Origin of the sequence: Glycomyces sp. MUSA5-2 (genome assembly GCF_037034145.1) — a bacterium.
Taxonomy (GTDB): domain Bacteria; phylum Actinomycetota; class Actinomycetes; order Mycobacteriales; family Micromonosporaceae; genus Glycomyces; species Glycomyces artemisiae.
Genome location: NZ_JBAGKG010000001.1, coordinates 258,379 through 282,736, shown reverse-complemented (window position 1 = coordinate 282,736; position 24,358 = coordinate 258,379). Strand labels below are relative to the sequence as shown.

The following is a 24,358-nucleotide window of genomic DNA, read 5'->3' as shown; positions in this document are numbered from 1 at the left end:
ATCCTGGAATTGTCGTACCCGGGGGACATCATCGACCTCTGAACGCCATCCCAGGAGGAGTCGTGCCGCATTCCACCGACTACGCCATCGAGACCGAGGGCATCACCAAGCACTTCGGCGACCTCGTGGCCGTCGACCACATCGACCTGAACGCCCGCACCGGGACCGTGCTCGGCGTCCTCGGCCCCAACGGCGCCGGGAAGACCACCATGGTCCGCATGCTCGCCACCCTCTCCCAGCCCACCGCCGGGACCGGCCGCGTCGGCGGCTACGACATCGTCGAGCACGCCCCCGAAGTCCGCTCCCTCATCGGGCTCACCGGCCAGTTCGCGGGCATCGACGAACTGCTCACCGGCGAGGAGAACCTCCGCTTCATCGGCCGCCTCCTCGGCATGCACACCAGGGACGCCAAGGCCCGCGCCCGCGAGCTGCTCGCGCAGTTCAACCTCGCCGACGCCGCAGACAAGCCCGCGAAGGCCTACTCCGGCGGCATGCGCCGCCGCCTCGACCTCGCCGCGAGCCTCGTCGGCCGCCCAAAGATCCTGTTCCTCGACGAGCCCACGACCGGGCTCGACCCGCGCGCCCGCGGCGAACTCTGGGGCCTCGTCCGCGACCTCGTCGCCGACGGCACCACCGTCCTCCTCACCACCCAGTACCTCGAAGAGGCCGACCAGCTCGCCCACGAGATCGCCGTCATCGACCACGGCCGCGTCATCGCCACCGGCACCCCCACCCAGCTCAAGGCCAAGATCGGCGGCCAGACCCTCCGCATCCAGCCCGAGGACCACGGCCAGCTCGACGCCCTCCGGAGCCTCGTCGCCGAGCGCTTCCCCGACCTCGAACCCATGGTCGAAGCCGGAGCGATCACCATCGGCGTCAACGACGACGGCGTCATGCCGACCCTCGCCGCCGACCTCCGCGACCGCGGCATCGCGCTCACCGAGTTCCACCTCGGCCTCTCCAGCCTCGACGAGGTCTTCCTGACCCTCACCGGCCGCCGCACCGAAGAGGACACCGACGACAGCGAGGAGGAGGCCAAATGACCGCCGCAACCATCGAGGCCCCCGCGCCCGCGCTCGGCCGCCCCGGCCTCGGCGCCACCATCAGCCAGACCCTCTCGATGGCCTGGCGCCAGATGGTCCGCATCAAGCACAACCCGTTCGAACTCGTCGACCTCAGCCTCAGCCCGATCATGTTCCTGCTGCTGTTCGTCTACGTCTTCGGCGGCCAGATGGCCGGATCCACCTCCGACTACCTGCAGTACGTCCTCGGCGGCCTCATCGCCCAGAACGCCATCTTCCTCACCATGTACACCGGCACCGGCATCAACGCCGACCTCCGCAAGGGCGTCTACGACCGCTTCCGGTCCCTGCCCATCGCCAGGTCCGCGCCCCTCGCCGGGAAGATCTTCGCCGACATGTTCAAGCAGGTCTGGTCCGTGGTCATCATGGTCGGCCTGGGCCTGCTCATGGGCTTCGAGCTGCGCAGCGTCGGCTACGCGTTCCTGGCGACGCTCGTGCTCGTGGTGTTCGCGCTGGCGATCTCGTGGGTCTCGGTGCTCATGGGCGTGGTCGCCGACTCCGAGGAGAAGGTGCAGATCTACGCGTTCGTCATCATCATGCCGCTGACGTTCACGTCGAGCGCGTTCGTCGACATCAACACGATGCCGGGGTTCATGCAGGCGTGGGCGAAGGTCAACCCGGTCACGCACCTCGCCGACGCGATGCGCGGCCTGCTGTCGTACGGCCCGGTCGCCGAGCCGCTCATGTGGACGTTCGTGTGGGCGGTGGTGATCTTCGCGGTGACGGCCCCGCTCGCGATGCGCGCCTACCGCCGCAAGATGGTCTAGCGCAAGGGAAAAGGCCCGGCCGAACGGCCGGGCCCTGCCTGCGTTCAGACCTTCGCGAGGACCTTCGGCGCCACCGGTTCCACCCGCTTCGGCCGGTGCTGGAGCTGGGCCAGGAGGGTCGCGCCGAGCGCCACGGCGAAGCCGAGGGTCTGCCACACGGTGAACGTCTCGCCCGCGAGGAGCCAGCCCACGGTGGCGGCCGTGAGCGGCGAGAGCAGGCCCAGGAAGCTCAAGGGCACCACCGAGAGCCGCCCGATGCCGCGGAACCACAGCCAGTAGCCCAGGGCCGTGTTGACCACGCCGAGGTACAGGTAGCCGAGGACGTTGGTGCCCGTCAGCTCCGGGACGCCGCCTTCGACGAGGAGCGCGAGCGGGGCGAGCAGCAGGCCGCCCGCGGTGAGCTGCCAGCCCGCGAGGGCCGCGGGCCCGGCGCTGCGCGGCAGGCCCCACTTCTTGGTGAGCACCACGGCGGTCGCCATCGAGACCGCGCCGCCGACGCCCGCGAGCGCCCCGGTCAGGTCGAGCCGGGCCTGCGCGGTGAGGACCACCATCGACACGCCCGCGACGCCCGCGATGCCGAGCACCCACGTGCGCAACGGAACCCGCGTGTGGAGCACCAGCATCGTCATCCCCGCGGTCACGAGGGGCCCGACCGCGCCGAGGACGGCCGCGACGCCGCCGGGGAGCCGGTACGTGGCGATGAACAGGAACGCGAAGAACACCGCGATGTTCAGCAGGCCGATGACGGCGGACTTCCACCACCACGACCCGCGCGGCAGCTTTCGTGCCAGGAGTATGAGCAGGAGCCCGGCGGGCAGGGCCCGCAGGAGCGCGGTGAGGAGCGGGCGCTCGGCGGGGAGGAACTCGGTGGTGACGAAGTACGTGGTGCCCCACATGACCGGTGCGAGGGCGGTGAGCAGGAGGTCCTTGGTGCTGCGGTTCATGACGCTTCCTTCGAAGTAGCTTGGCTGAAATTAGCTTACATCAAACTAGCTTAGAGTCAAGATACTTGAGGTAGAGTTGGATCACCGCCAGGGACTTGCCCGGCGCCCGCGCAGGTAGGGGAGAATACGGCCATGACAGACGACGCCGTGGACCGCATCATCGGCCAGTGGCACCGCGAGATGCCCGAGCTCGAACTCGACTCGATGGCGCTGTTCGGCCGCATCCACCGCATCTCCCAGAAGCTCGGCGCGCGCCTCCACGCGCTGCGCTCGGAGCAGGGCCTGGGCCGCAACGAGTTCGACGTCCTCGCCACGATCCGCCGCTCCGGCGAGCCGTTCACGCTCTCGCCCAAGGAGATCAGCGCCGCCATGATGCTCTCCTCAGGCGGCCTCACCGGCCGCCTCGACAAGCTGGAGGCATCCGGGTTCATCGAGCGCCTGCCCGACCCCGGCGACCGCCGCGGCATCAAGGTCCGCATGACGCCGCTGGGCCGCGAGGTCATCGAGGAGTCCGTGCGCATCGGCATCGCCGCCCAGAACGAGGCCCTCGCCCCGCTCACGGCGAAGGAGCGCGACCAGCTCGGCGCGCTCCTCCGCAAACTCCACGCGGGCTTCGAGGACCAGCCCTTCGACTAGCCCGTATCGTCTAGGGCCGCATGTCGATCTGGTAGTCGAAGTCGTAGATGACGACCGGCGCCGGGGGAGTCCGGTCCGGCTCCGGCTGCGGGAGGGGCTCCGGCGCGGGCGGCGTCAGCTCCTTCCAGCGCGCGAGCGCGGTCCGCATCGTCTCGGGCCCGAACGGGCCGTGCTCCGCGGCCTCGTCCTCGGTCAGGAAGCCCTGCGCCGCTTCGGCGCACAGCCGCGCGACCTCGGCGAGGTCCCGCACCTGCGCCCGCGCCCACCAGTAGTCCCCGGGCTCGCCGTGGCCCGGCACCACGACCGGCGGCTTCCAGCCCAGCAGGTGCTCGACGGCCTGCGGCCACTCGATCGGGAAGGCCGACGAGTAGGACGGCGGCGCGCCCTGCTCCAGCAGGTCCCCGGCGAACAGCACGCCCGCGTCGGGCACCTCCACGACCATGTCGTTGTCGCTGTGCGCGGGCCCGACCTGCCGCAGCACCACGGTGCGCCCGCCGAGGTTCAGCCCGACCGCGCCCTGCACGCGGCAGTTCGGCGGCACCAGCCGCGAGGCCCCCATCTGCCGGGCCTCCTCCTCGCGCCCGTCGAGCCGGTACTTCGCGACCCACTTGCGGCGCTGCTCGTCGCCGAACCGCACGTAATGCGCACCGTCGGCCACGGCCCACACCGAGGACTCGCCGAACGCCGACGTCCCGAACCAGTGGTCGAAGTGGTCGTGCGTGTACGCGACCTGCCACGGCAGGTCGGTCAGCTCCCGGATCGCCGTGGCGAACGCGAATCCGGCCTCGGCGCTGATCCCGGTGTCGATCACCAGGCAGCAGTCGTCCCCGACGACCAGTCCCAGGGTCTGGTCCAGTTCCTCCAGCCGCCGCGCCCACACGCGGTCGGCCACTTCGATCCAGCGGTCGCTCATGCCCGCAATGGTATGCGGCGCGCACCCCTCCCGGCGGGGCCGCCGGAGAGCGATCTCCGAGGCCGATCTACCTTCACTGAGGATCATTTCCAATTGGCGCCGAACATGCGTCAAGATCGATACACATGCGAGCCGTAATATGATGCAAGTCCTGATTTATCCCCTGCTCAGGACACGAACGGATCACGGATCGACCCACATGTCTCTTTTCGCGGCCGTGTTAGTTTCGGGGGGAATACGAACCCCCTCCCGTGTACGAAGGAGTACCACCCTTATGCACCTCAGTCGTCGTGGCCTGCTGTACGGATCGGCGGGCGCCGCCGCGGTGTCGCTGGCCGGGTGCGGCGCGGGCGAGGAGTCCGCTTCGCTGACCGGCTTCACCGGCATCTCGATGCCCACCGACACCTCCGAGCGGTGGGTGATCGAGGGCAAGGCGCTGGAGTCCAACCTCAAGGGCCTCGGGTACGACGTCATCCACCAGAACGCCAAGGACGTCGTCGAGGACCAGATCGCGCAGATCCAGTCCATGGTCGACGAGGGCGTGGAGTTCCTCGTCATCGCCGCCATCGACAACACCTCCCTCGGCCAGGTCCTCGCCGACGCGAAGGACAAGGGCGTCACCGTCATCGCCTACGACCGCCTCATCCTCGAAACCCCCGACGTCGACTTCTACGCCTCGTTCGACAACTACCAGGTCGGCGTCCTCCAGGCGACGCACATCATCGACCGGCTCGGCATGCGCGACAACCCGGGCCCCTTCAACATCGAGCTGTTCTCCGGCGACCTCGGCGACAACAACTCGCAGTACTTCTTCATGGGCGGCCTCGACACCCTTGAGAGCTTCATCTACGAAGGCAAGGTCCTCATCCCCTCGGGCCAGACCGAGCAGGAGCCGACCGCGACCGCGGGCTGGAGCGGCGACGTCGCCCAGACCCGCATGAGCGACCTGCTCGGCGAGTTCTACGACGACGACGAGACCGAGCTGCACGCGGTCCTGTCCCCCTACGACGGCATCAGCCGCGGCGTGGTCGCCGCGCTGGTGGACGCCGACTACGAACCCGGCACCGGCGGCTTCCCCGTCGTCACCGGGCAGGACGCCGAGGCCGCCTCGGTCAAGGCCATCAAGGACGGCACCGGCCAGACCGAGACCGTCTTCAAGGACACCCGCCAGCTCGCCCACACCGTCACCGACATGGTCAAGGCGATCGTCGACGGCGGCGACCCGGAGGTCAACGACCTCGGCACCTACGACAACGGCTTCAAGTTCGTGCCCTCGCTCCTCCTGGAGCCCGTGGACGTCACCGCCGACAACTACAAGGAGGTCATCGTCGACAGCGAGTACCTCACCGAAGACCAGATCGACGCCGGAGAGGCGTAGCCTCCCCGTCGCGTTCGGAGCGCGGCCGGACCCCTTCGCGGGTCCGGCCGCTTCCGTTTCGCCCGATCCGCCGGATGTACTCAGGACGATCCGGAACGCCTGCGTCGCACCAGGTGACGGCCGCTCCGTTACGAGATCGTTATGCGACCCTTCTTCGGGTTGCTGCGTGTCTCATTTGGTACGGTGCCCGGACCGGTCGCGCTCAACCCCCGACCGCCGGCGCCCTGACTACCCCCCAACCCAACAGTCATCTACTTAGGAGAGACATGAACCGTACCCTCAAGCGGGTGCTCGGACTGGCCGGCAGCGCCGTCCTGGGCCTCGCCGGAGCGGTCACCTTCGCCTCCGCAGCCCAAGCCCACCACCCTGAGATCACCGGCAACGCCGTCTGCATCGACGGCAGCTGGAACGTGACCTGGGACGTCGCGCTGGTCGGGCCGGTTGACGGCAAGATCACCGACATCAACCCCACCGAGCCCGCGATCGACGGCACCCTTCAGGAGGGCGCCACCGGAAAGAACTTCACCGGCACCCAGATCTACCCCGGCACCGCGACTGAGGCCAGCATCAATGTCTCGGCTGTGTGGTACGAGGGCGAGCGGAACGAGATCAGCGACTCCAGGGACGGGCACGTTGTCTTCCAGGGCACCTGTGCCGAGACGCCTGAAGAGCCCACTCCTGAGGTCAGCGCCAATGCGATGAGCGACTGCTTCGGTCTCTACGTCGTCGTCGGCAACAACACCGAGGCGCTCGCCGAGATCACCATCACCCCGAGTGCCGGGGAAGCCGTCACCGTGACCCCCGAGGTCGGCGAGCCGTACGAGCAATACTTCCCGGTCGAGGACACCGAGGCCGGCCTGACGGTCACCGTCACCACCGAAGAAGGCGAAGTCGGGGTCTTCACCTGGAACACTGAAGAGCTCAATTGCGACTGGGGCTTCGTCTACGACACCTGTGACGGCCTTGAGTTCGAGCTGACCATCCCCGAGAACGGGGAGGAAACCACCTTCACCTTCACCACCAGCAACGGTGGCGAGCCGATCGTCGTGGTCGTCGCCCCGGGCACGACCGAGACCGTGGTAATCCCGGCCGTGGACAACGCCGAGTTCTCGGTCCACTACGTCATCTCGACGCAGAAGGACGAGTATGAGGGCGAGATCCCTTGGGTCCCCTGCGACGAGGAGACCCCCAGCGAGTCGCCTTCGCCGAAGCCCGAACTCCCCAAGACCGGTAGCTCGCTCTCGATCATGATCGGCTCGGCCGCCGCGCTCATCGTGGCCGCCGGCGTGATCTTCTTCCTGATGCGCCGCCGCCGCGCCGCGCAGGACTGGTAGTCACACCCGAAGGGGTACGGACTCCGGTAGAAGCTGAATAGGTCAGGGGCCCCGCAGCGGAAGCTGCGGGGCCCTTGCCGTTCCCTTCGCTAAGCCACGCCCGCGAGCCGCAGCAGCGCCGTCGTCGCGGCCGCCGCGACGACGACCAGCGCGAGCGGCGCCTTCCGCCACGCGAGCACGCCGCCGACGAGCACGCCCGCGGGGAGCGCCCAGCCCGCGAAGCCGCCGTCGACCAGGAGCGCCGCGGTCACCGCGAGCGCCAGCAGCACCACGGTCGCACCGGCGCGGATGACCTGCTCGGCATGGTCGGAGAGGGTCATGCGCCGCCGCAGCAGCGGGCCCGAGAGGCGGATCAGGTAGGTCCCGGCCGCCAGCGCCAGGATCGCGATCATCATCGTCATGCCGCCGCCTCCTCGTTCCGGTTCGCGCCCTTCCACATCACCACGAGCCCGACGAGCGCCAGCAGCACCGGCACGCCCGCGGGCAGGAGGAAGCTGGTGGCGAGGGCGACCGCGGTGCCGAGGACCCCGGCCGCGAGGGTGCGGCGGTCGCGCAGGTTCGGCATGATGATGGCGAGCATGATCGCGGGCAGGGCCGCGTCGAGGCCGAGGGCCTTCGGGTCGGCGATGAACTGCCCCGCGAACGCGCCGAGGACGCTCCCGAGGTTCCAGATGACGAACAGGCTCACGCCGACGGTCCAGTACGCGTGGCGGGCCCGCCGCCGGTCGTCCCCGGCCGCGAGTGCGAACGCCGCGGAGTGGTCCACGAGCAGGTGGGTGCCGATGAGCTTGGCGCGCAGGGAGGTCCAGTAGACGTCGCCGACGGCCATGCCGTAGGGGACGTGCCGCAGGTTGAGGACCAGGCCCGCGGCGACGCCCGCGAGGAGGCCGCCGCCCGCGGTCATGATCCCCATGGTCGCGAACTGGGAGGCGCCCGCGAACACGAAGAGGGACATGGCCGTCGACTGCCACCAGGGGACGCCCTGCGAGGTCGCGATCGCCCCGAAGGACACCCCGACGATGAACAGCCCGGCGTCGAGCGCTGCGATGTCGCGCAGCAGGCCCCGGTCGAGGCGCTTGAGGATTCTGAAGGGCATCGCCGAAGTATGCCCCGGCGCGGGCGCCGTGAACAAACGTTCAAGGGCGCGCCCGGCGATGCCGGACGCGCCCTTGAAACACGTTGTCTAACAACGCTTTAGACCTCGTAGTAGAGATCGAACTCGTGCGGGGTCGGGCGGAGGCGGATCGGGTCGATCTCGTTCTCGCGCTTGTAGCTGATCCAGGTCTCGATCAGGTCGGGGGTGAACACGCCGCCCTCGGTGAGGAAGTCGTGGTCGGCCTCCAGGTTGTCGAGCACCTTGTCGAGCGAGCCGGGGACCTGCTGGATGTCGCCGTACTCCTCCGGGCCGAGCTCGTACAGGTCCTTGTCGACCGGCGCCGGCGGCTCGATCTTGTTCTTGATGCCGTCCAGGCCCGCCATGAGCATGGCGGAGAACGCCAGGTACGGGTTGCTCGACGGGTCCGGCACGCGGAACTCGACGCGCTTGGCCTTGGCGTTGGAGCCGGTGACCGGGATGCGGGTGCACGCGGAGCGGTTGCGCTGCGAGTACACGAGGTTCACGGGGGCCTCGAAGCCCGGCACGAGGCGGCGGTAGGAGTTCACGGACGGGTTCGTGAACGCCAGGAGCGACGGGGCGTGCCGCAGCAGGCCGCCGATGTAGTGGCGGGCGGTGTCCGAGAGGCCCGCGTAGCCGGTCTCGTCGTAGAACAGCGGCTCGCCGTTGGCCCACAGCGACTGGTGGGTGTGCATGCCCGAGCCGTTGTCGCCGAACAGCGGCTTCGGCATGAAGGTCACGGTCTTGCCGGCCTGGGTGGCGGTGTTCTTGATGATGTACTTGAACTTCTGCACGTCGTCGCCGGAGTGCAGCAGCGTGTCGAAGCGGTAGTTGATCTCCGACTGGCCCGCGGTGCCGACCTCGTGGTGGGCGCGCTCGATGGTGAGGCCGCCCTCGATGAGGTTGGTGACCATGCGGTCGCGCAGGTCCGCGAAGTGGTCGACGGGGCCGACCGGGAAGTACCCGCCCTTGTGGCGCGGCTTGTAGCCGAGGTTCCCGCCGGGCTCGTCGGCGCCGGTGTTCCAGGCGCCCTCGACCGAGTCGATCTCGTAGAAGGCCTGGTTCGCGGTCTGGTCGAAGCGGATCGAGTCGAAGATGTAGAACTCGGCCTCGGCCCCGAAGTACGCGGTGTCGGCGATGCCGGAGCCGGCCAGGTACTGCTCGGCCTTCTTCGCGACGTTGCGCGGGTCGCGGCTGTAGGCCTCGCGGGTGAAGGGGTCGTGCACGAAGAAGTTGAGCGCCAGGGTCTTCTGCTCGCGGAACGGGTCGACGAACGCGGTCGCCACGTCCGGCAGGAGCAGCATGTCCGACTCGTGGATCTCTTGGAAGCCGCGGATCGACGAGCCGTCGAACGCGAGGCCCTCTTCGAGGAGGTCGTCGTCGAAGGACTCGGCCGGGATGTTGAAGTGCTGCATGACGCCGGGCAGGTCGCAGAAGCGGACGTCGATGAACTTCACGTCGTTGTCGCGGACGTAGCCGAGGAGCTCTTCAGGGCTGGAGAACACGAAGGTATTCCTCTCGGTAGGTGAGGTGCCGGGAGGACCGTGGCGCGGCCCCGCCCAGCGGGTCCCGGAACGTCGATCACCCGGTCCGGTCGGGCCGACCTCGCTGTCGACGCCTAAGCTTATTAGGCGAAACGCTAACCGCGATCAATTGCCTCACCGTAAATCAATTGTTTCGCGCATGTTACTTGCAAAATGCGGGCCTGTTCACAATCGGTCGAAACCACAGCTCAGACCGGTGCGATCACTGGCAATCGGGGCGAGTCGTAGACTCGCGCCATGACGAGCGAACGCGGTGCGAAGACCCCCGAAACCACCGGCTCCGGACAGGAGCTGGCCTCCATCAGCCTGCGCTTCCTCGCGCTGGTCATCGACTGGGTCGCGTGCCTGATCCTCTCCTACCTCCTCCAGTGGGCCGGCGTCGAGCCGCCGCTCGTCGCCGGGGCCGACCTGCTCCCCTCCGGGCTGTTCCTGCTCTACACCGCGGTCGCGCTGGCGGCCGGGACGCAGACGCTCGGCATGGCGCTCATGCACATCGCGTGCATCGACGCCGACACGGGAGCGCGCCTGCCGCTGTGGCGGTCGATCCTCCGCGCGGTCCTGCTCTCGCTCGTGCTCCCGGCGCTCACGGCGATCGTGCACCCGTACAACCGCGGCCTCCACGACCTCGCGGCCGGGTCGGTGGTCCTCCGCGTCCCGCGCGAGAGCTAGGTCCGCTGCATCCACTTGACGAGCACCGCCGAGGGCACCGGGTAGGCGCCTTCGCGCCGGGCCCGGTCGGCCACCTCCTGGTCGGAGGAGACGACGATGACGGGCCTGCCCTCGGGTTCGACCCGCGCCAGCTCCACCACCACGTCGTCGGCGATCTGCCCCTTGGCGCTGAACAGGACCCGCACGCCGCGCGCGGACGGCTTCGCGCCGAAGATCGCGTCGGCGCCGTCGAAGACCACGGTCACCTCCGCGTTCGTCTGCGCCGCCGCCGCGCCCAGGCCCTGCACGAGCCGGTTGCGCTGCTGCTCCAGCGTGAGCGTCTCGCCCCACGCGGAGATCGTCACGTTGTAGCCGTCGACGATGAGGTGCGGGTTCGGCAGCGACAGGAGGTGGTCGAGGCGCTGCGGGTCGGCCTGGCCGAGCCCGCGCGAGCCCTCGAAGGGCCGCTCCTCGGGGTCGTCGCAGTACTCCTCGGCGATGTAGTCCGCGGGCCGGTCGTCGACCGGTTCGAGCCCGAGCTCGCGCCGCAGGCCCGTGGCCGCACCCGAGAGGGTCTCCATGAGCAGCCACAGGCGCGCCGACGCGAGCCGCTCGGCCTCCTTGTCGGCCTTGCGGACCCGGTCCAGCTGCTCCCGCAGGGACTCCACTTCGGATTCAAGGCGGCGGCGCTCGGAGCGCCGCTCGGTCTCGGCGTGCTTGAGGCGCCCCTTCTCGGCGGCGAGGTCCCCGGCGGCCTTCGCGGCCCGCTCCTCGGCGTCCCGCAGGTCCTTGCGGGCCCGCCGCAGCTCCTCCTGGAGCGTCGCCGCGGCCGTCCGCTGGTCGGCGAGCGCGCCGCGGAGCTTCCCGTTCTCCTTCTCCAGCGACGCGAGCTTCCGCTGCCCCGCCTCGTCCGGCGCCGCTGGCGCCGCCGGGACGTCGGGCGCGTCCGGGATCGCGTCCACCGCCGAGGCGATCAGGTCCCGCCACCCGTCCGGGCGCAGCAGGTACGTCAGCGCCGCGACCTCCACGGGGTCGGCCATCGGCGACACCGCCCCGCCCTCGCCGATCGCCGCCACCAGCGGCGAATCGGTCGACGCGAGCACTTCTGCGAGCCCGGCCCGGAACTCCTCGTCCCGGTCCAGGGCCGCCGCGATCTCGCCGCGGGCCAGCTTGGCGCGCTTGGGAGGACTGAACTTCATGAAGCGCCGCAGCCGGGCGGGCACCCGCCCGGGGACGAGCCCCGGCATCGCGACCGCCGCGATCTCCACGGCCCGGCGCCGCACCGGCTCGGTCAGGAACACGATCGGGCCGGGCTCGGACCGTTCGGCCGGATCCCCCTCGCCCGAGCCGTCGTCGCCGGCCCCCGCGGAGGCCGACGCCTCCGGCAGGCCGGCGTCGGGCCCGGGCCCGCTGGTCTCGTCGCCGCTGCTCATAGGCACCAGTGTGCCATCGCCGTCACAGCCCGGAACTGGCGACCGCGCCTCTTCACCCCCCGCTCATCCGGGATCGCCGCGCCCGACCGCGGGGCGTGGCAGACTGGTCCGATCTTGGCTTCTTCCTCTCCCTGAAGGGAGGGGATTTCCGCCCATTGCTGGGAGGTGTTTCCTGTTTCAGCGACAGTTGCCCGCACGCTAGGAGCGTTTGGGTCTGACACCGTCTCCGCAGGCTGCAACGGCCAGCCCGGCCGCCAGAATGTTCTTCGCCGCGTTCACATCGCGATTCTCGGTATGCCCGCAGTCTTCGCTGGGGCAGGTGAAGGTCCGCGCGGTGAGCGGCATCGCTCGCTTCACAGTCCCGCAGGCGGAGCAGGTCTTGGTGGACGGGAAGAAACGGTCGACGGCGATCAGGTCGCGCCCATACCAGTCGGCCTTGTACTCGATCATGCGGCGGAACGTCGCCCAGGAGGCGTCGGCGATCGCGCGGGCGAGTGCGTGGTTCGACAGCATCCCGCGCACGCTCAGATCCTCGACCGCGATCACTTGGTTTTCGCGAACCAGTCGGGTGGTGAGCTTGTGCAGGACATCGATGCGTCGATCTGCAACTCGCGCGTGCGCGCGGGCCAGACGAATCTGGGCTTTCCGGTAGTTCGCGGAGCCTTTCTGTTTGCGCGACAAATCTTGCTGCCGCTGCTTGATCCTGGCGCGGTCGCGGCGCTCATGCCGCGGGTTGACGATGTGCTCGCCGGTCGAGAGCGTGAACAGGCTGGTGATCCCGGCATCGACGCCGACCGCCTCGGACCGCCTCGGCAGCGTTGGGACGTCTTCTGCGATCAGGAGGGACACGAACCAGCGGCCCGCGCTGTCGCGCGCGACCGTCACCGTGGACGGGTCGGCGCCATGCGGCAGCGGTCGGGACCACTTGATGCGCAGCGGCGTGTCCTGTTTCGCGAGCCGGAGCTCGCCGCCCCTGTATGTGAACGCGGACTTGGTGTACTCGGCCGATCCGGCCAGGACCCGTTTCCGCTTGAAGCACGGGTAGCCGGTGCGGCCCTCGAAGAACCCGGCGAATCCCTTCTGGAGATGCCGCAGCGCCTGCTGCAACGGGACCGAGGACACCTCGTTGAGGAAGTCAAGGTCCCTACGCCGCTTCCACTTCGTCAGCAGCGCCGAAGTCTCGACATACCCGACCCGTTCCTTGCGCCGGTACCAGGCCTTCGTGCGGGCGTCGAGCGCCTTGTTGTACACCAGGCGCACACACCCGAACGTCCGGGCCAGATTCGAGGCCTGCACGGGAGTCGGGTAGCACCGGTACCGGTACGCCCTATGCTTCACCCCGACAGCCATGTCTCACACAGTACAAAATTCAATGTAAGCTTCTGCGCCGAGGTCGCGCCGAACACGCTGTGGCGCTTCCCGATCCCGACCTGCTCAACAGGAGGATGAAGGGGGTCATGATGTGAGCCGGACACTGCTGGTGACCAACGACTTCCCGCCCCGCCGGGGCGGCATCCAGACCTTCGTGCACGGCATGGCGCTCCGGCTGCCCTCCGACGGCCTCGTCGTCTACACCTCGACCTCCCCGGGCTGGGCCGAGTTCGACGCCGCCCAGCCGTTCACCGTCGTCCGCGACCGCACCGCGATGCTCCTGCCCACGCCCCGCGTCGCCCGCGCCGTCACCGACCTCGCCCGCGAGCACCGCTGCGACCGCGTCTGGTTCGGCGCCGCCGCGCCCCTCGGGCTCCTCGCCGCGGACCTCAAGCACCGCACCGGGATCGAACGCGCCATCGCCCTCACCCACGGCCACGAGGTCGGCTGGGCCGCCATGCCCGGCACCCGCGGGCTCCTGCGCCGCATCGCCGCGTCGCTCGACGTCATGACCTACCTCGGCGACTACACGTACCGGCGCCTCGCCCCCGTCGCCGCCCCCTACACGCGCCTCGAACAGCTCACCTTCGGCATCGACACCGAGACGTTCCACCCCGGCGTCGACGGCACCCCGATCCGCGAACGCCACGGCCTCGGCGACCTTCCCGTCATCGTGTGCGTCTCGCGCCTCGTGCCCCGCAAAGGCCAGGACAAGCTCATCGCCGCGCTCCCGCACGTGCGCGAGCAGGTCGGCCGGGACGTCAGGCTCCTCATCGTCGGCCAGGGCCCCTACGAGTCGACGCTCCGCGCCGAGGCCCGCCGCCACGGCGTCGCCGACCAGGTCGTGTTCACCGGCGGGGTCCCCGAGCACGAGCTCGCCGCGCACTTCGCCGCCGGGGACGTCTTCGCGATGCCCTGCCGCACCCGCCGCCGCGGCCTCGACGTCGAAGGGCTCGGCGCGGTGTTCCTCGAAGCCGCCGCCACGGGCCTGCCCGTGATCGCCGGGGACTCCGGGGGCGCGCCCGACACGGTCCTCCACGACCGGTCCGGGTGGGTCGTCGACGGCCGCGACCTCGGCGAGATCGCCTACCGCCTCAGCCAGGTCCTGTCCGACCCGCTGCTCGCGCGCAAGCTCGGCGAGGCCAGCCGCGACTGGGCCCTCGCCGAGTGGACCTGGGAGCGCCAGGCCGGGCGCCTCGAAGGCATGCTCTACGGCGAGACCGTCTGAGCGACCGGCGGAACGGCGTCAGAACTTGGGCTGGTCGGGGGCTTCGAGGAGGCCCAGCTTCAGGGCCGTCATGAGCGCCTGCGCGCGGTTGCCCGCGCCGAGCTTCTCGTAGAGCTTCGAGATGTGGGTCTTCGCGGTGGACTCGGAGACGTACAGCTGCTTCGCGATCCCCGCCACCGACAGGCCGTCGGCGAGGAGCTTGAGCACCTGCGACTCGCGCGGCGACAGCTGGGGCCCGGTGGGGGTCAGGCGCCGCTGCATCGCCTCGGCGAGGTCCGCGGCGCTGAACGCGGTCGGGTTCGACGCGGCGTGCCGCGCCGCCGACACCACGTCGTTCGCGGGGGCCGACTTCGGCACGAACGCCGACGCGCCCGCGTCCAGGGCGCCGAACAGCTGGTCGTCCCCGGCGTACATCGTCAGCACCACGATCCCCATGTTCGGGTGGGCCTTGCGGAGCTTGCGGGTCGCGTCCAGGCCCGACCCGTCGGGCAGGCGCAGGTCCATGATCACCACGGAGGGCATGAGGGACGCCGCCTGCCGGAGGGCGTCGGCGGCGGTGTCGGCCTCGCCGACCACCTCGAACTCGGGGTCGCGGTCGAAGGCATGCCGGAGGCCCTTGCGGATCAGATCGTGGTCGTCGACGATCAGCACCGTCGTCTGACCGGTCGTCTCCAGCGCGTCAGCGTTCATGCGTGTCTCTCCTCATTGGCTGCCACGGCCACCACCGTGGTCTGGCCGTCGGGCCGGCTGTTCAGTTCTGGCGCGGTCGGCGGCCGCCCAGGCCGCGGACCCGGGCCGGGGGGCCTCGGCCCTCGGGGTGGGCCGCGCCCCCGCGTTCAGCACCACCGCCACGGTCGTCCCGTGCGGCTGGTGCGGTCGGATCTCCAGCGAGCCGCGGATGCGCTCGGCCCGCTCGCTCATGATCGCCAGGCCGTACCGCCCCTCGGAGGCCTCACCGGAGAGCCCCTGTCCGTCGTCGGTCACCTCGATGCGGGTGTAAGGCGGGTCCACCTCACACGTCACCCACAGGTTCTCGGCCCTCGCGTGCTTGCGCGCGTTCGTGATCGCCTCCTGGGCGATCCGCAGCAGCTCGGCCTCGGTGCTCGCGGGCAGCCGCGCTCCGCCCTCGTCCAGGGACAGGTGAACCCGCAGTCCGGCGGAGGCGCCCACAGTACGAGCATAGTCCGCGATCGCGGAGGCCAGGCCCCCCTGACGGTCGACGTTCGACCGCAGCTCGAACAGGGAGAACCGCAGCTCCGTGACGAGCCGCGTCACCTCCGAGCGCAAGTCCTCCAGCTCGCCCTTCGCCTCCCCGGCCTCGGGCGGCAGGATCGCCATCGCGTTGTCGATCCCGTACCCGAGCATCGCCAGCTCCTGCGCGATGCCGTCGTGGATCTCGCGGGCCAGGCGCTGGCGCTCCTCGGTGGTCGCCATGGACCTGACGTCCTCGAACAGCAGCGCGGTCTCCAGGCGCAGGGCCGCGCCCTTGGTGCGGTCCTCGGCGGCGGTGATCGCCTCGGGTCCGAACGCGGCCGGGTCGTCGGACTCGATCGCCACGAGCCCCACCGTGCGGCCCTCCGCGACGAGCGGGATCACGAGGGACGCGACGGGCCCCTGCGTGGACCGCGACAGCGGGACCTGCCCGGCCTGCGGCTTCTGGCCCGCCCACGCGTCGGCGAGCAGCGAGTTGAGCTGCGGGGACGTCTCCCAGTCGACGCGCTCGTCGGCGTGCTCGGCGAGGACGACCAGGCGCCGCCCGGAGGCGGCCGACAGGACCGCGGCCCGCTCGACGCCGGGGATGCGCGCGGCGGTGTCGACGATCTCGGTGGCGATCCCGCCCGGGTCGAGCGTGGACCCCGGGAGCTGCCTGGCGACGACCCGCAGCTGCGTGAGCAGGGCCGCAGCCTCGGCGTACGGCAGCTGCGAGTGGTGCATGTCGGAGGTGCGGGAGCGGCGCAGCCACCATGCGCCGACCGCCGACGCGAGCCCGAACGCGAGCGCGATCGCCGCGGTCGTGACGTACGTGCCGCGGTTGAAGTCGGCGACCCGCGGGGCCTGCGCGAGCAGCCCGACCGCGGCGAGCGCGACGAGCGCGGGCGGGCCCCAGGTGCGCAGCCGCGACCAGCGGTCGCCGTCCTCGACGGGCGCGGCCGCGTCGAACGCGGCGGTCGCGAACGGCGCGATCAGGTACGGGAGCATCCACGAGGGCAGGCCGCCGGTGGCGAGCGTCCCGAGGACGACCACGGCGACCTCGGCGAGCCGCCCGGCGGGCGCGAGCAGCCGGTGCCGGGGGAGGACCACCCCGGGGAGCGCGGCGAGCGCGAGGATCCCGCACCAGGTCGCGGCCTCGGCCAGGCCCACTGAGAACCAGCCGAAGACCGCGACGAGCGCGAACAGGGCGCCCCGGAGGGCGACGGCGGGCAGTCGCCACTGGCGTTCCAGCGCCGCCTCTTCGCCCATGGGCCCCTCGCTTACTTGGTCTTGGTCTCCTGCTGCGCCGAGTCGTACAGCGCGTTCACCTCGCCTGAGTATTTTTCCATGACGACGTGACGTTTGACCTTGACTGACGGAGTGATTTCACCGGCGTCTTCGCTCAACTCGACCGGAATGACCCGGAATCGCTTGATCTGCTCCGCGCGGGAGACCGTCGCATTGGCTTCGTCGACCTTCGCCTGGAGCTCCGCGAGCAGCTCCGCGTCGTCCACGAGGTCGGCGATCGGCGTCTTCGGGTCCTTGCCCTGGCGCGAGAGCCAGTCGGGCAGGATGTCGCCGTCGATGGAGATCAGGCACCCGATGTACGGCCGCGCCTCGCCCACGACCAGCGCGTACGCGATCAGCGGGTGCGAGTCGAGGATCTTCTCCAGCGGCCCGGGGGCGACGTTCTTGCCGCCCGCGGTGACGATGATGTCCTTCTTGCGGCCGGTGATCGTCACGTACCCGTCGTCGTCGATCTCGGCGATGTCGCCGGTCTTGAACCAGCCGTCCGCGTCGAGGACCTCCGCGGTCGCGGCGTCGTTGTTCCAGTACCCGGGGAACACCTGCGGGCCCTTGGCCTCCAGCTCGCCGTCGTCGGCGACGCGCAGCGCCGTGCCCGGCGTGGGCCGCCCGATCGAGCCGACCTTGATGGCCGTCTCCAGGTTCAGCGACAGCACCGGGGAGGTCTCGGTGAGCCCGTAGCCCTCGAAGATCGTGATGCCCACGCCGCGGAAGAAGTGCCCCAGCTCCGGGCCGAGCGCCGCCCCGCCCGAGACCGCCGAGTTGCACTCGCCGCCCACGGCCGCGCGGATCTTCTTGTACACCAGCAGGTCCCACAGCTTGTGGCGCAGCTTCAGGCCCAGGCCGGGCCCGCCGGGCTTGTCGAGCGCGCGGCTGTACTCCTTGGCGACCACCGCGGCCTTCTCGAACAGGCCGCCCTTGCCGCCGTCGACGGCCTTCTGGTACGCCCCGGCGTACACCTTCTCGAACACCCGGGGGATCGCCAGCAGCGTCGTCGGCTTGACCACGGGCATGACCGCCGTCAGCTTCGTGCGGTCGGCGTGCGCGATCGTCGTGCGCGACTCCATCCCCGCGATCTGGAGGATGCGGGCCAGCACGTGCGCGAGCGACAGGAACAGCAGCATGCGGGCGCCGTCGTACAGCACGCCCGGGACCTCGGGGATGATGTTGCGGATGTCGTTGAGCAGGTTCCCGTGGGTGAGCATGCAGCCCTTGGGGCGCCCGGTCGTGCCCGAGGTGTACACGATCGTCGCCAGGTCGCCCGAGCGCCGCGACTTCCGGCGCTCCTCGATGTCCACGTCGGCGTCCGCGCCGAGCGCGGTCAGGGCGTCCACGCCGCCCTCGTCGATGGTCCACACGTGCTTCACGTCGGCGCTGAGGCCCTCGACCATCGCGGCCATCTCGGGCGTCTCGGCGACCACCGCGGTCGCGCCGGAGTCCTCCAGGATCCATTTCGCCTGGTCGGCCGAGGACGTCTCGTAGATCGTCACCGTCACCGCCCCGGCCGCCCAGATCGCGTAGTCCAGCAGGGTCCACTCGTAGCGGGTCGCGGACATGAGCGCCACCCGGTCGCCGGGCTGCACGCCCGCCGCGGCCAGGCCCCGCGCCACCGCGACCACCTGGTCCCGGAACTGCACGGAGGTGACGTCCTGCCAGGTCGCGCCCTCGTCGAACGAGCGCATGTAGAGGATCGAGGAGGGGTGGTTCTCGGCCGCGTCCCACAGGGCGGTGAGGGTGTTGTCTTCGTCGGGCACTGTCACCACTGGGGGGACGGCGAACTCGCGCATTATGGCTCCGTTCAACGCGCCGTGGTTACGGCGTTGTAAAGAAGGCGGTCGACACGTGATGGGCATAACTTACCGGTGAGTAAACTCCCTTGGCAAGTCAGGTTGAATTCCGATGCTAGAGCAACGGGAACGAGAGCGAAAGCCACTGCGGTGATACCTTCGCCAAGGGGGATGGAACAGCCGATTTCCTCGGGAATTAATCGTGCCGTAAAGTCTGTCGGTGGCCCGCAGCGTCGCGTGGCAGCCAACGCCTCAATTCCGGGAACCGCTGGAGGGACAGCTGTGAGTCTGACTATCGGAGTCGACATCGGGGGCACGAAAGTCGGCGGCGGACTCGTCGACGAGAACGGCAACGTCCTCGCCACGGCCCGGCGCCCCACCCCCGCCGACGATCAGGCGGGCGTCATCCAGGCGGTCAAGGAAGTCGTCGACGAGCTGCGCGGCGGCCACGAGATCGAGGCGGTCGGCATCGGCGCGGCCGGGTGGATCTCCTCCGACCGGTCCACGGTCATGCTCGCCCCCAACGTCTCCTGGAAGAACGAGCCCCTCCGCGACAAGGTCACCGCGGTCATCGACCTCCCCGTCGTCGTCGAGAACGACGCCAACGTCGCCATCTGGGGCGAGCACCGCTTCGGCGCCGCCAAGGCCCACCGCTCCTCCGTGCTCTACACGATCGGCACCGGTGTCGGCGGCGGCATCGTCGTCAAGGACAACCTCCTGCGCGGCACCCACGGCGTCGCCGCCGAGATCGGCCACATCCGCTCCGTCATGCCCGACGGCCGCCCCTGCGGCTGCGGCCGCGTCGGCTGCCTGGAGCAGTACGCCTCCGGTCGCGCCCTCACCCGCGCCGCCCGCGAGGGCGCCGCGGCCGACCCCGCCAAGGCCGCCGTCCTCCTCAAGCTCGCCGGCGGCGACGCCGAGGCGATCACCGGCCGCCAGGTCACCGACGCCGCCCGCGAGGGCGACGAGGTCGCGCTGGCCGCGTTCGACTCGATCGGCTACTACCTCGGCAACTCGGCCGCGGACATGGTCAACCTCATCGACCCGGGCGTCATCCTCATCGCGGGTGGCGTCGTGGACGCGGGCGACCTGCTCCTCGACCCGATCCGCAAGCACTACGAGCAGGCGCTCGCGAACCGCGCCCAGGTGCCGTTCGCGGAGGTCCGCGCGGCCGAGCTCGGCTCGAAGGCCGGCGTGATCGGCGCGGCCGACCTCGCCCGCCACCGCGACATCGTCCCTTAAGACGACCGGCGGAAAGGCCCGGAGCGGATCGCTCCGGGCCTTTCCCTCACTCCTTATATATGCGCGATCAGCACACGTTCACCGAGGCGTTGCCGCTGATCGTCCAGTTCGTGTTCTCGCCGCACGGCGACTCCCGGACCGAGGTGTTGTTCACCGTCATCGTGATCCAGATGTCCTTGTTGTTGGCGAACTCGGTGCGGGCCGCGAGGCGCACTTCGCCGCCGCCGTTGACCGTGCCGCCGCGGATCGAGACGTTGTAGCAGTTCTCGATGAGGACCGAGTTGTTCCCGTTGCTCGCCAGGTCGACGTTCTTGATGACGACGCCGCCGGACTGTGAGACGCAGAAGATCCCGCGCCCGCCGCCGCGGGAGATGACGTTGTCGACCCAGATGTTGGTCGCGTAGCCGCCGCTCGCGGTCTTGCCGTTGGTGTTCGCCATGCGGAACGTGGCGTAGCCGGTGCCGGTGGCGACGTTGTTGCCGTCGACGGTGCCGACCCAGCCGTTGCGGGAGTTCTGGATGAGCAGGCCCGACTCGCCGACGTTCCGGGCGGTCACCTTGGTGATGTTGAAGCCGTCGATGTTCCACGTCTCGACCGCGTGCGAGCCGGCGCCGGAGACGTAGATGTCGTTCATCGTGACGTTGTAGTTCCACGCGGCGTCGCGGTCGAAGCGGATGCCGAGGCCGCCGCTGAGGGTCAGGTCGATGTCGCCGAGCTTGAGGCCGTTGGTGCCGGAGAAGCGCAGGCCGAAGTAGGGGTTCCCGGCCATCTTCAGGTACGCGATGTTGACGTTCGTGGTGTTGATCGCCTCGATCGCGCCGCGCCCGGAGCGGTTGGCGACGGTGATGGTGCCGCAGCCCTCGAAGGTCTTGCCGCTCTGGATGGTGATGGTGCTGGCGCCGATGTTGCCCGAGGCCATGACGGCCACGCGCTCGCCGCTGGCGATGGTGTCGACCCCGGCCTGGACCGCGGCGCGGTAGTCGGAGCCGGAGTAGACGGTCGTGCCGCCGTCCTTCGTGGTGTAGGCCCCGGAGGAGCCGGTGACGGTGGCGTTCGGCGTGCCGGCGCCGCAGCCCTGGGCGAGCGCGGCCTCGGGGACGGCCACGGCGCCGAGCGCGCCGGTGAACACGACCGCGGCCGCCGCGAGGGCGAGGCGGATTCGTCGTCTGGGATTGCCGGTGGGGGACATCGTTGTGCTCCTTGAGATTCCCATCGATTTGAACGTTTCAACCGATCTATGATCGAGAGATCGAAATGAATCGATTTAATGGGATCATAGCGGGCGGACCCGCGATTGGAAAGCGCTACCCACGCGTAGATCGACACGATCGGGTGACACACCGCCCGCCGCCGGGCGTTGCTGTCGCACCCCTCGGCAAGACTCGCCGCTACGGTCCCCTCTGGGAGGGCGGGGGCTAGGGATGGTCCACTACCTCTAGCCCCCAGTTGCTTCAGTCGCGCTTGTAGCCCACGACCAGCTCGCCCGCGAGCTGCTCGCAGAACAGGCCGATGTCGGTGATGACGCCGATCGCCTGCGCCGAGCCGCGGTCGGCCAGCTTGGTGACCGTGGCGGGGTTGATGTCGACGCTCACCAGCGGCACCTTCGCGGGCAGCAGGTTCCCCGTTGCGATCGAGTGGAGCATCGTGGCGACCATGATCGCGAACCCGACGCCCGGCAGGGCCGCGCGCATGGCGCGCTGGCCCTCGATCACGTCGGTGTGCACGTCGGGCAGGGGCCCGTCGTCGCGCACGGAGCCGACGAGCACGAACTCCTTGCCGTTCTTGACGAGCGCGTGCATGATGCCGCCCTTGAGGACGCCCTGCTCGACCGCGTCGGCGATGGACCCGCAGGTGCGGATCTTGTTGATCGCGCGGATGTGGTGCTCGTGGCCGTGGGGGACGCCGTGGCCCTTGTCGAGGTCGACGCCGAGCGAGGTGCCGAAGAGGTTCGACTCGATGTCGTGCGCGGCGAGGGCGTTCCCGGCGAAGACCACGTCGGCGTAGCCCTCGTTGATGAGCGCCTCCAGGGCCTTCCCGGCTCCGGTGTGGACGATCGCGGGGCCGCCGACCCAGAGGATCTTCTCGCCGCGGGCCTTGACCTCGCGCATGTGCTGGGCGATCTGGCGGACCTGGAGCGCCTGCGGGCGCTCGGAGGAGACGCCGCCGCTCATGAACTCGAAGTTCGACGCCTCGGGGCTCTTGCGCTCGGGCTCGGGCAGCGGGAGGACCTTGACGCCCTCGCCGCCGCAGACGACGAGCTGGCCCTCCTTGACGTCGGAAACCGGGAGGGTCCAGGCGCGGGAGTGGTCGGCGGTGACGATGATTCCGCAGTCCATCTCGGAGTTCTCGACGTCCATCCAGCCGCCGTTGAGGCGGATCTGGGTGTCGAAGTTGGTGGTGGAGTAGAAGTCCTCGGGGAAGACGCCGTCGCGCGGGGCCGGTTTGAGCGTGGCGATGCCGGGTTCGAGGGGGTTCGCGCCGTGGGTCTGGAGGCGCATGACGATGCGCTCCAGCAGCTCCGGCGTCTCCGCGGAGATGGTGAGCTGCGCGTACGACTCGTCGGTGTGGTGGCGCCCCACGTCGAAGCGGTCGATCGAGTAGGCCCCCGAGTACTCCAGCACGTCGTCCATGACGCGGGCGAAGACGCCCTGGTCGATGAGGTGCCCGCGCAGCTCGACGGTCATTGCGTGTTCCACGTTCAGTGCTCCTGTCGTTCCCGGCGCCCCGACCCGGCACGGCGGCGCCGCGTCGAGCCTAACCGGAGAGGAGACCGGGACGCCGCCCGCCGGGTCCGTCGGCGCGCGTTCGCGGCAGTGCGGTCAGGGCGCGGCGGGCTGCGGGGGAGCGGCGGCGGCCTTCGCGGCGTCGACCTCGTCTGCGGTGGGCCAGGCCCGGGTGATGAGGAAGTGGATCGCGAACCCGACGACGCCCCAGGCGCCGACCGCGTACGGGATGGGCACGCCGAGCTCGGCGGCGAGGCCGACCCCGGCGATGGCCAGGCCCTGGCAGAGCTGGAGCCCGGCGTTGACCGCCGAGACGACGCGGCCGCGCCAGCCTTCGGGGATGCACTGCGCGAGCGTCGCGTTCATGGGCGCCATGATCATCGTCGCGGCGCCCGCGCCGAACGCGAGCACGAGGACCCCCGGCAGCGGCGGGTCCAGCAGCGCCGCCGCGAGGGCCAGCGGCGCGAGGAACGCGAGCGGCCGGATGAGCCGGAACCGCACCGAGGGCCGCACGAACCGGGTGAACAGGAGCACCGCGAGGACCGCGCCGACGGCGTCGATCGCCATGATGAGGCCCTGCGTCGCCGACCCGCGGCCGAGGTGCGCGGCCCACAGGACCGCGACGCCCTCGGGGACGGCCGTGAGCGCATAGAGGCCCCAGATGCCCAGCGACACGGTCCGCAGGACCCGGTTGTCGCGGAGCATCCGCAGGCCGTCGGCGGTCTCGGCGAGCACGTGCCGCCGCTCCTCGCGCTTGTTCGCGGAGGGCCGGTACCGGACGAGGCCGAGGACGGCGACGGCGCTGACGGCGAACAGGACCGCGTTCACCGTCAGCGCGGTGTACGGGTCGATGGAGGCGAGGAGGCCGCCCGCGAGGAAGCCGATGATCTGCGCGATCCCGGCGGCGCTCATGGTGAGGGCGATGGCGGTGGTGAGGCGTTCGCCGGTGAGGATCTGCGCGAGGGTCGCGGTGCGGGCGGCGTTGTAGGCGGGCTGGACGGCGGCGACGGCGAAGACGACGGCCATCATCGCGGGCACGGGCATGCCGGGGATGAGGAGCAGGGCGATGAGGCCGGCGCGGAGGACGTCGCAGGCGACCATGACGTTGCGGTACGGGTAGCGGTCGACGACCGCGCCGAGGACCTGCGCGAGGCCGAGGTAGGGGGCGTAGCTGATCGCGAAGGAGGCGACGGCGAGCGCGGAGGACCCGGTGTTCGCCCAGACGAGCGCGGTGACGGCGACGCGGTTGAGCATCGACCCGGCGTTGGAGAGGCAGAATGCGAGGAGGTATGCGGCGGCCTCGCGGTCGCGGACGACGTCCGAGAACCGCGAGCGCCGTTCGGCCTCCGGCGCGCCGGGGGGATCGGCGGCCTTGGGGTTCTGGTCGGACACGGGGCCTTCCCTGCCATTCCACGTTGCCGTGCGCCCGCGGCGGCGACGGTGCTCGGCTCGGCGGGCGGGGCGGGCGGTGCCCGCGCTCCGCGGGCGTCACCGGGGGTGCGATACCTGAAGGGGCGGTAAGCGACAATCCTCCGCGATTGCCGCAAGTGTCACTAGTCTGCCGCTGGCGCAGGAGGTTGTCAAGCATCCCACTGTGTTCAAAGTGTAAAAAGGCGGACGGACCCGGTGGGTCCGGACCGAACCGCGCCCCAGCCTAAGCGTGTCACTTCAGGAGGATCGCGGCGGGTCGCGGCGGCGTAACGGTGGTCGGTCCTCGC

Annotated in this window: 21 protein-coding genes; 8 read left to right on the top strand and 13 right to left on the bottom strand. The window is 70.2% G+C overall.

The genetic code is table 11. The features are described 5' to 3' along the window. Positions 1-62 precede the first annotated feature (62 nt). Together WA640_RS01405 and WA640_RS01400 are read left to right on the top strand one after the other, a co-directional pair. Positions 63-1,043 carry an ATP-binding cassette domain-containing protein gene (locus WA640_RS01405; RefSeq protein ID WP_335985736.1) on the top strand — a complete coding sequence of 327 codons (981 nt, stop codon included), beginning with the start codon at positions 63-65 and terminating at the stop codon, positions 1,041-1,043. Continuing rightward, positions 1,040-1,849 (top strand): ABC transporter permease, encoded by an 810-nt coding sequence (locus tag WA640_RS01400; RefSeq protein ID WP_335985735.1) that lies wholly within the window; start codon positions 1,040-1,042, stop codon positions 1,847-1,849. Before WA640_RS01405 ends, WA640_RS01400 begins: the two co-directional genes overlap by 4 nt. Positions 1,850-1,893: 44 nt before the next feature. Here the strand turns inward: WA640_RS01400 and WA640_RS01395 are convergent, their stop codons facing one another. Then, positions 1,894-2,793 carry an EamA family transporter gene (locus WA640_RS01395; RefSeq protein ID WP_335985733.1) on the bottom strand — a complete coding sequence of 300 codons (900 nt, stop codon included), beginning with the start codon at positions 2,791-2,793 and terminating at the stop codon, positions 1,894-1,896. A 132-nt stretch (positions 2,794-2,925) separates the two neighbouring features. Between WA640_RS01395 and WA640_RS01390 the strand changes: the two genes are divergently transcribed. Beyond that, on the top strand, positions 2,926-3,429 hold the full coding sequence (locus WA640_RS01390) for a MarR family winged helix-turn-helix transcriptional regulator (protein ID WP_106362186.1): 504 nt from the start codon (positions 2,926-2,928) through the stop codon (positions 3,427-3,429). A gap of 10 nt (positions 3,430-3,439) precedes the next feature. Here WA640_RS01390 and WA640_RS01385 read toward each other — a convergent pair whose 3' ends face one another. Then, positions 3,440-4,342 (bottom strand): MBL fold metallo-hydrolase, encoded by a 903-nt coding sequence (locus tag WA640_RS01385; RefSeq protein ID WP_335985732.1) that lies wholly within the window; start codon positions 4,340-4,342, stop codon positions 3,440-3,442. Positions 4,343-4,616: 274 nt separating this feature from the next. On the opposite strand from WA640_RS01385, the gene WA640_RS01380 reads away from it, so the two are divergent. Then, positions 4,617-5,720 (top strand): sugar-binding protein, encoded by a 1,104-nt coding sequence (locus tag WA640_RS01380; protein WP_335985731.1) that lies wholly within the window; start codon positions 4,617-4,619, stop codon positions 5,718-5,720. Positions 5,721-5,986: 266 nt separating this feature from the next. Further along, entirely contained in the window at positions 5,987-7,054 is a 1,068-nt protein-coding gene (locus WA640_RS01375; RefSeq protein ID WP_335985729.1) for an LPXTG cell wall anchor domain-containing protein, read from the top strand. An 89-nt stretch (positions 7,055-7,143) separates the two neighbouring features. Here the strand turns inward: WA640_RS01375 and WA640_RS01370 are convergent, their stop codons facing one another. From WA640_RS01370 to glnA, 3 genes are all read right to left on the bottom strand, one after another. Continuing rightward, positions 7,144-7,455: an AzlD domain-containing protein gene (locus WA640_RS01370; protein WP_106362190.1), complete on the bottom strand. Its 312-nt coding sequence runs from the start codon at positions 7,453-7,455 to the stop codon at positions 7,144-7,146. Beyond that, a complete protein-coding gene (locus tag WA640_RS01365) occupies positions 7,452-8,150 on the bottom strand; it encodes an AzlC family ABC transporter permease (RefSeq protein ID WP_335985727.1) in 699 nt (232 codons plus the stop codon). Before WA640_RS01365 ends, WA640_RS01370 begins: the two co-directional genes overlap by 4 nt. Positions 8,151-8,248: 98 nt before the next feature. Next, complete coding sequence (gene glnA, locus WA640_RS01360) at positions 8,249-9,673, bottom strand: type I glutamate--ammonia ligase (protein ID WP_106362192.1); 1,425 nt, start codon at positions 9,671-9,673, stop codon at positions 8,249-8,251. Between the two features lie 276 nt (positions 9,674-9,949). Between glnA and WA640_RS01355 the strand changes: the two genes are divergently transcribed. After that, entirely contained in the window at positions 9,950-10,381 is a 432-nt protein-coding gene (locus WA640_RS01355) for an RDD family protein (RefSeq protein WP_335985726.1), read from the top strand. Here WA640_RS01355 and WA640_RS01350 read toward each other — a convergent pair. Together WA640_RS01350 and WA640_RS01345 are read right to left on the bottom strand one after the other, a co-directional pair. Further along, a complete protein-coding gene (locus WA640_RS01350; RefSeq protein ID WP_335985725.1) occupies positions 10,378-11,793 on the bottom strand; it encodes an NYN domain-containing protein in 1,416 nt (471 codons plus the stop codon). The two genes, WA640_RS01355 and WA640_RS01350, sit on opposite strands and share 4 nt — an antisense overlap. Before the next feature lie 198 nt (positions 11,794-11,991). Further along, complete coding sequence (locus tag WA640_RS01345; RefSeq protein WP_335985724.1) at positions 11,992-13,143, bottom strand: RNA-guided endonuclease InsQ/TnpB family protein; 1,152 nt, start codon at positions 13,141-13,143, stop codon at positions 11,992-11,994. 112 nt (positions 13,144-13,255) lie between these two features. Between WA640_RS01345 and WA640_RS01340 the strand changes: the two genes are divergently transcribed. Continuing rightward, the gene (locus WA640_RS01340) at positions 13,256-14,392 is read left to right on the top strand and encodes a glycosyltransferase family 4 protein (RefSeq protein WP_106362195.1); all 1,137 of its coding nucleotides are present in this window, start codon (positions 13,256-13,258) and stop codon (positions 14,390-14,392) included. An 18-nt stretch (positions 14,393-14,410) separates the two neighbouring features. Here the strand turns inward: WA640_RS01340 and WA640_RS01335 are convergent, their stop codons facing one another. The 3 genes from WA640_RS01335 to WA640_RS01325 are packed head-to-tail and all read right to left on the bottom strand — an operon-like array spanning position 14,411 to position 18,675. After that, positions 14,411-15,082, bottom strand: coding sequence for a response regulator transcription factor (locus WA640_RS01335; RefSeq protein ID WP_106362196.1), 672 nt, complete (start codon positions 15,080-15,082; stop codon positions 14,411-14,413). Between the two features lie 12 nt (positions 15,083-15,094). Beyond that, the gene (locus WA640_RS01330) at positions 15,095-16,852 is read right to left on the bottom strand and encodes a sensor histidine kinase (RefSeq protein ID WP_335985723.1); all 1,758 of its coding nucleotides are present in this window, start codon (positions 16,850-16,852) and stop codon (positions 15,095-15,097) included. Between the two features lie 11 nt (positions 16,853-16,863). After that, complete coding sequence (locus WA640_RS01325; protein WP_442904647.1) at positions 16,864-18,675, bottom strand: AMP-dependent synthetase/ligase; 1,812 nt, start codon at positions 18,673-18,675, stop codon at positions 16,864-16,866. A 282-nt stretch (positions 18,676-18,957) separates the two neighbouring features. On the opposite strand from WA640_RS01325, the gene WA640_RS01320 reads away from it, so the two are divergent. After that, entirely contained in the window at positions 18,958-19,917 is a 960-nt protein-coding gene (locus WA640_RS01320) for an ROK family glucokinase (protein ID WP_335985721.1), read from the top strand. A gap of 67 nt (positions 19,918-19,984) precedes the next feature. Here the strand turns inward: WA640_RS01320 and WA640_RS01315 are convergent, their stop codons facing one another. The 3 genes from WA640_RS01315 to WA640_RS01305 all read right to left on the bottom strand — a co-directional run bounded on the left by WA640_RS01315 (position 19,985) and on the right by WA640_RS01305 (position 24,032). Then, positions 19,985-21,106, bottom strand: a complete 1,122-nt coding sequence (locus tag WA640_RS01315) for a hypothetical protein (protein WP_335985720.1) — start codon at positions 21,104-21,106, stop codon at positions 19,985-19,987. 262 nt (positions 21,107-21,368) lie between these two features. Next, positions 21,369-22,613 (bottom strand): ornithine cyclodeaminase, encoded by a 1,245-nt coding sequence (locus WA640_RS01310; protein WP_335985719.1) that lies wholly within the window; start codon positions 22,611-22,613, stop codon positions 21,369-21,371. 123 nt (positions 22,614-22,736) lie between these two features. Next, entirely contained in the window at positions 22,737-24,032 is a 1,296-nt protein-coding gene (locus WA640_RS01305) for an MFS transporter (protein WP_106362202.1), read from the bottom strand. Between the last annotated feature and the right edge of the window lie 326 nt (positions 24,033-24,358).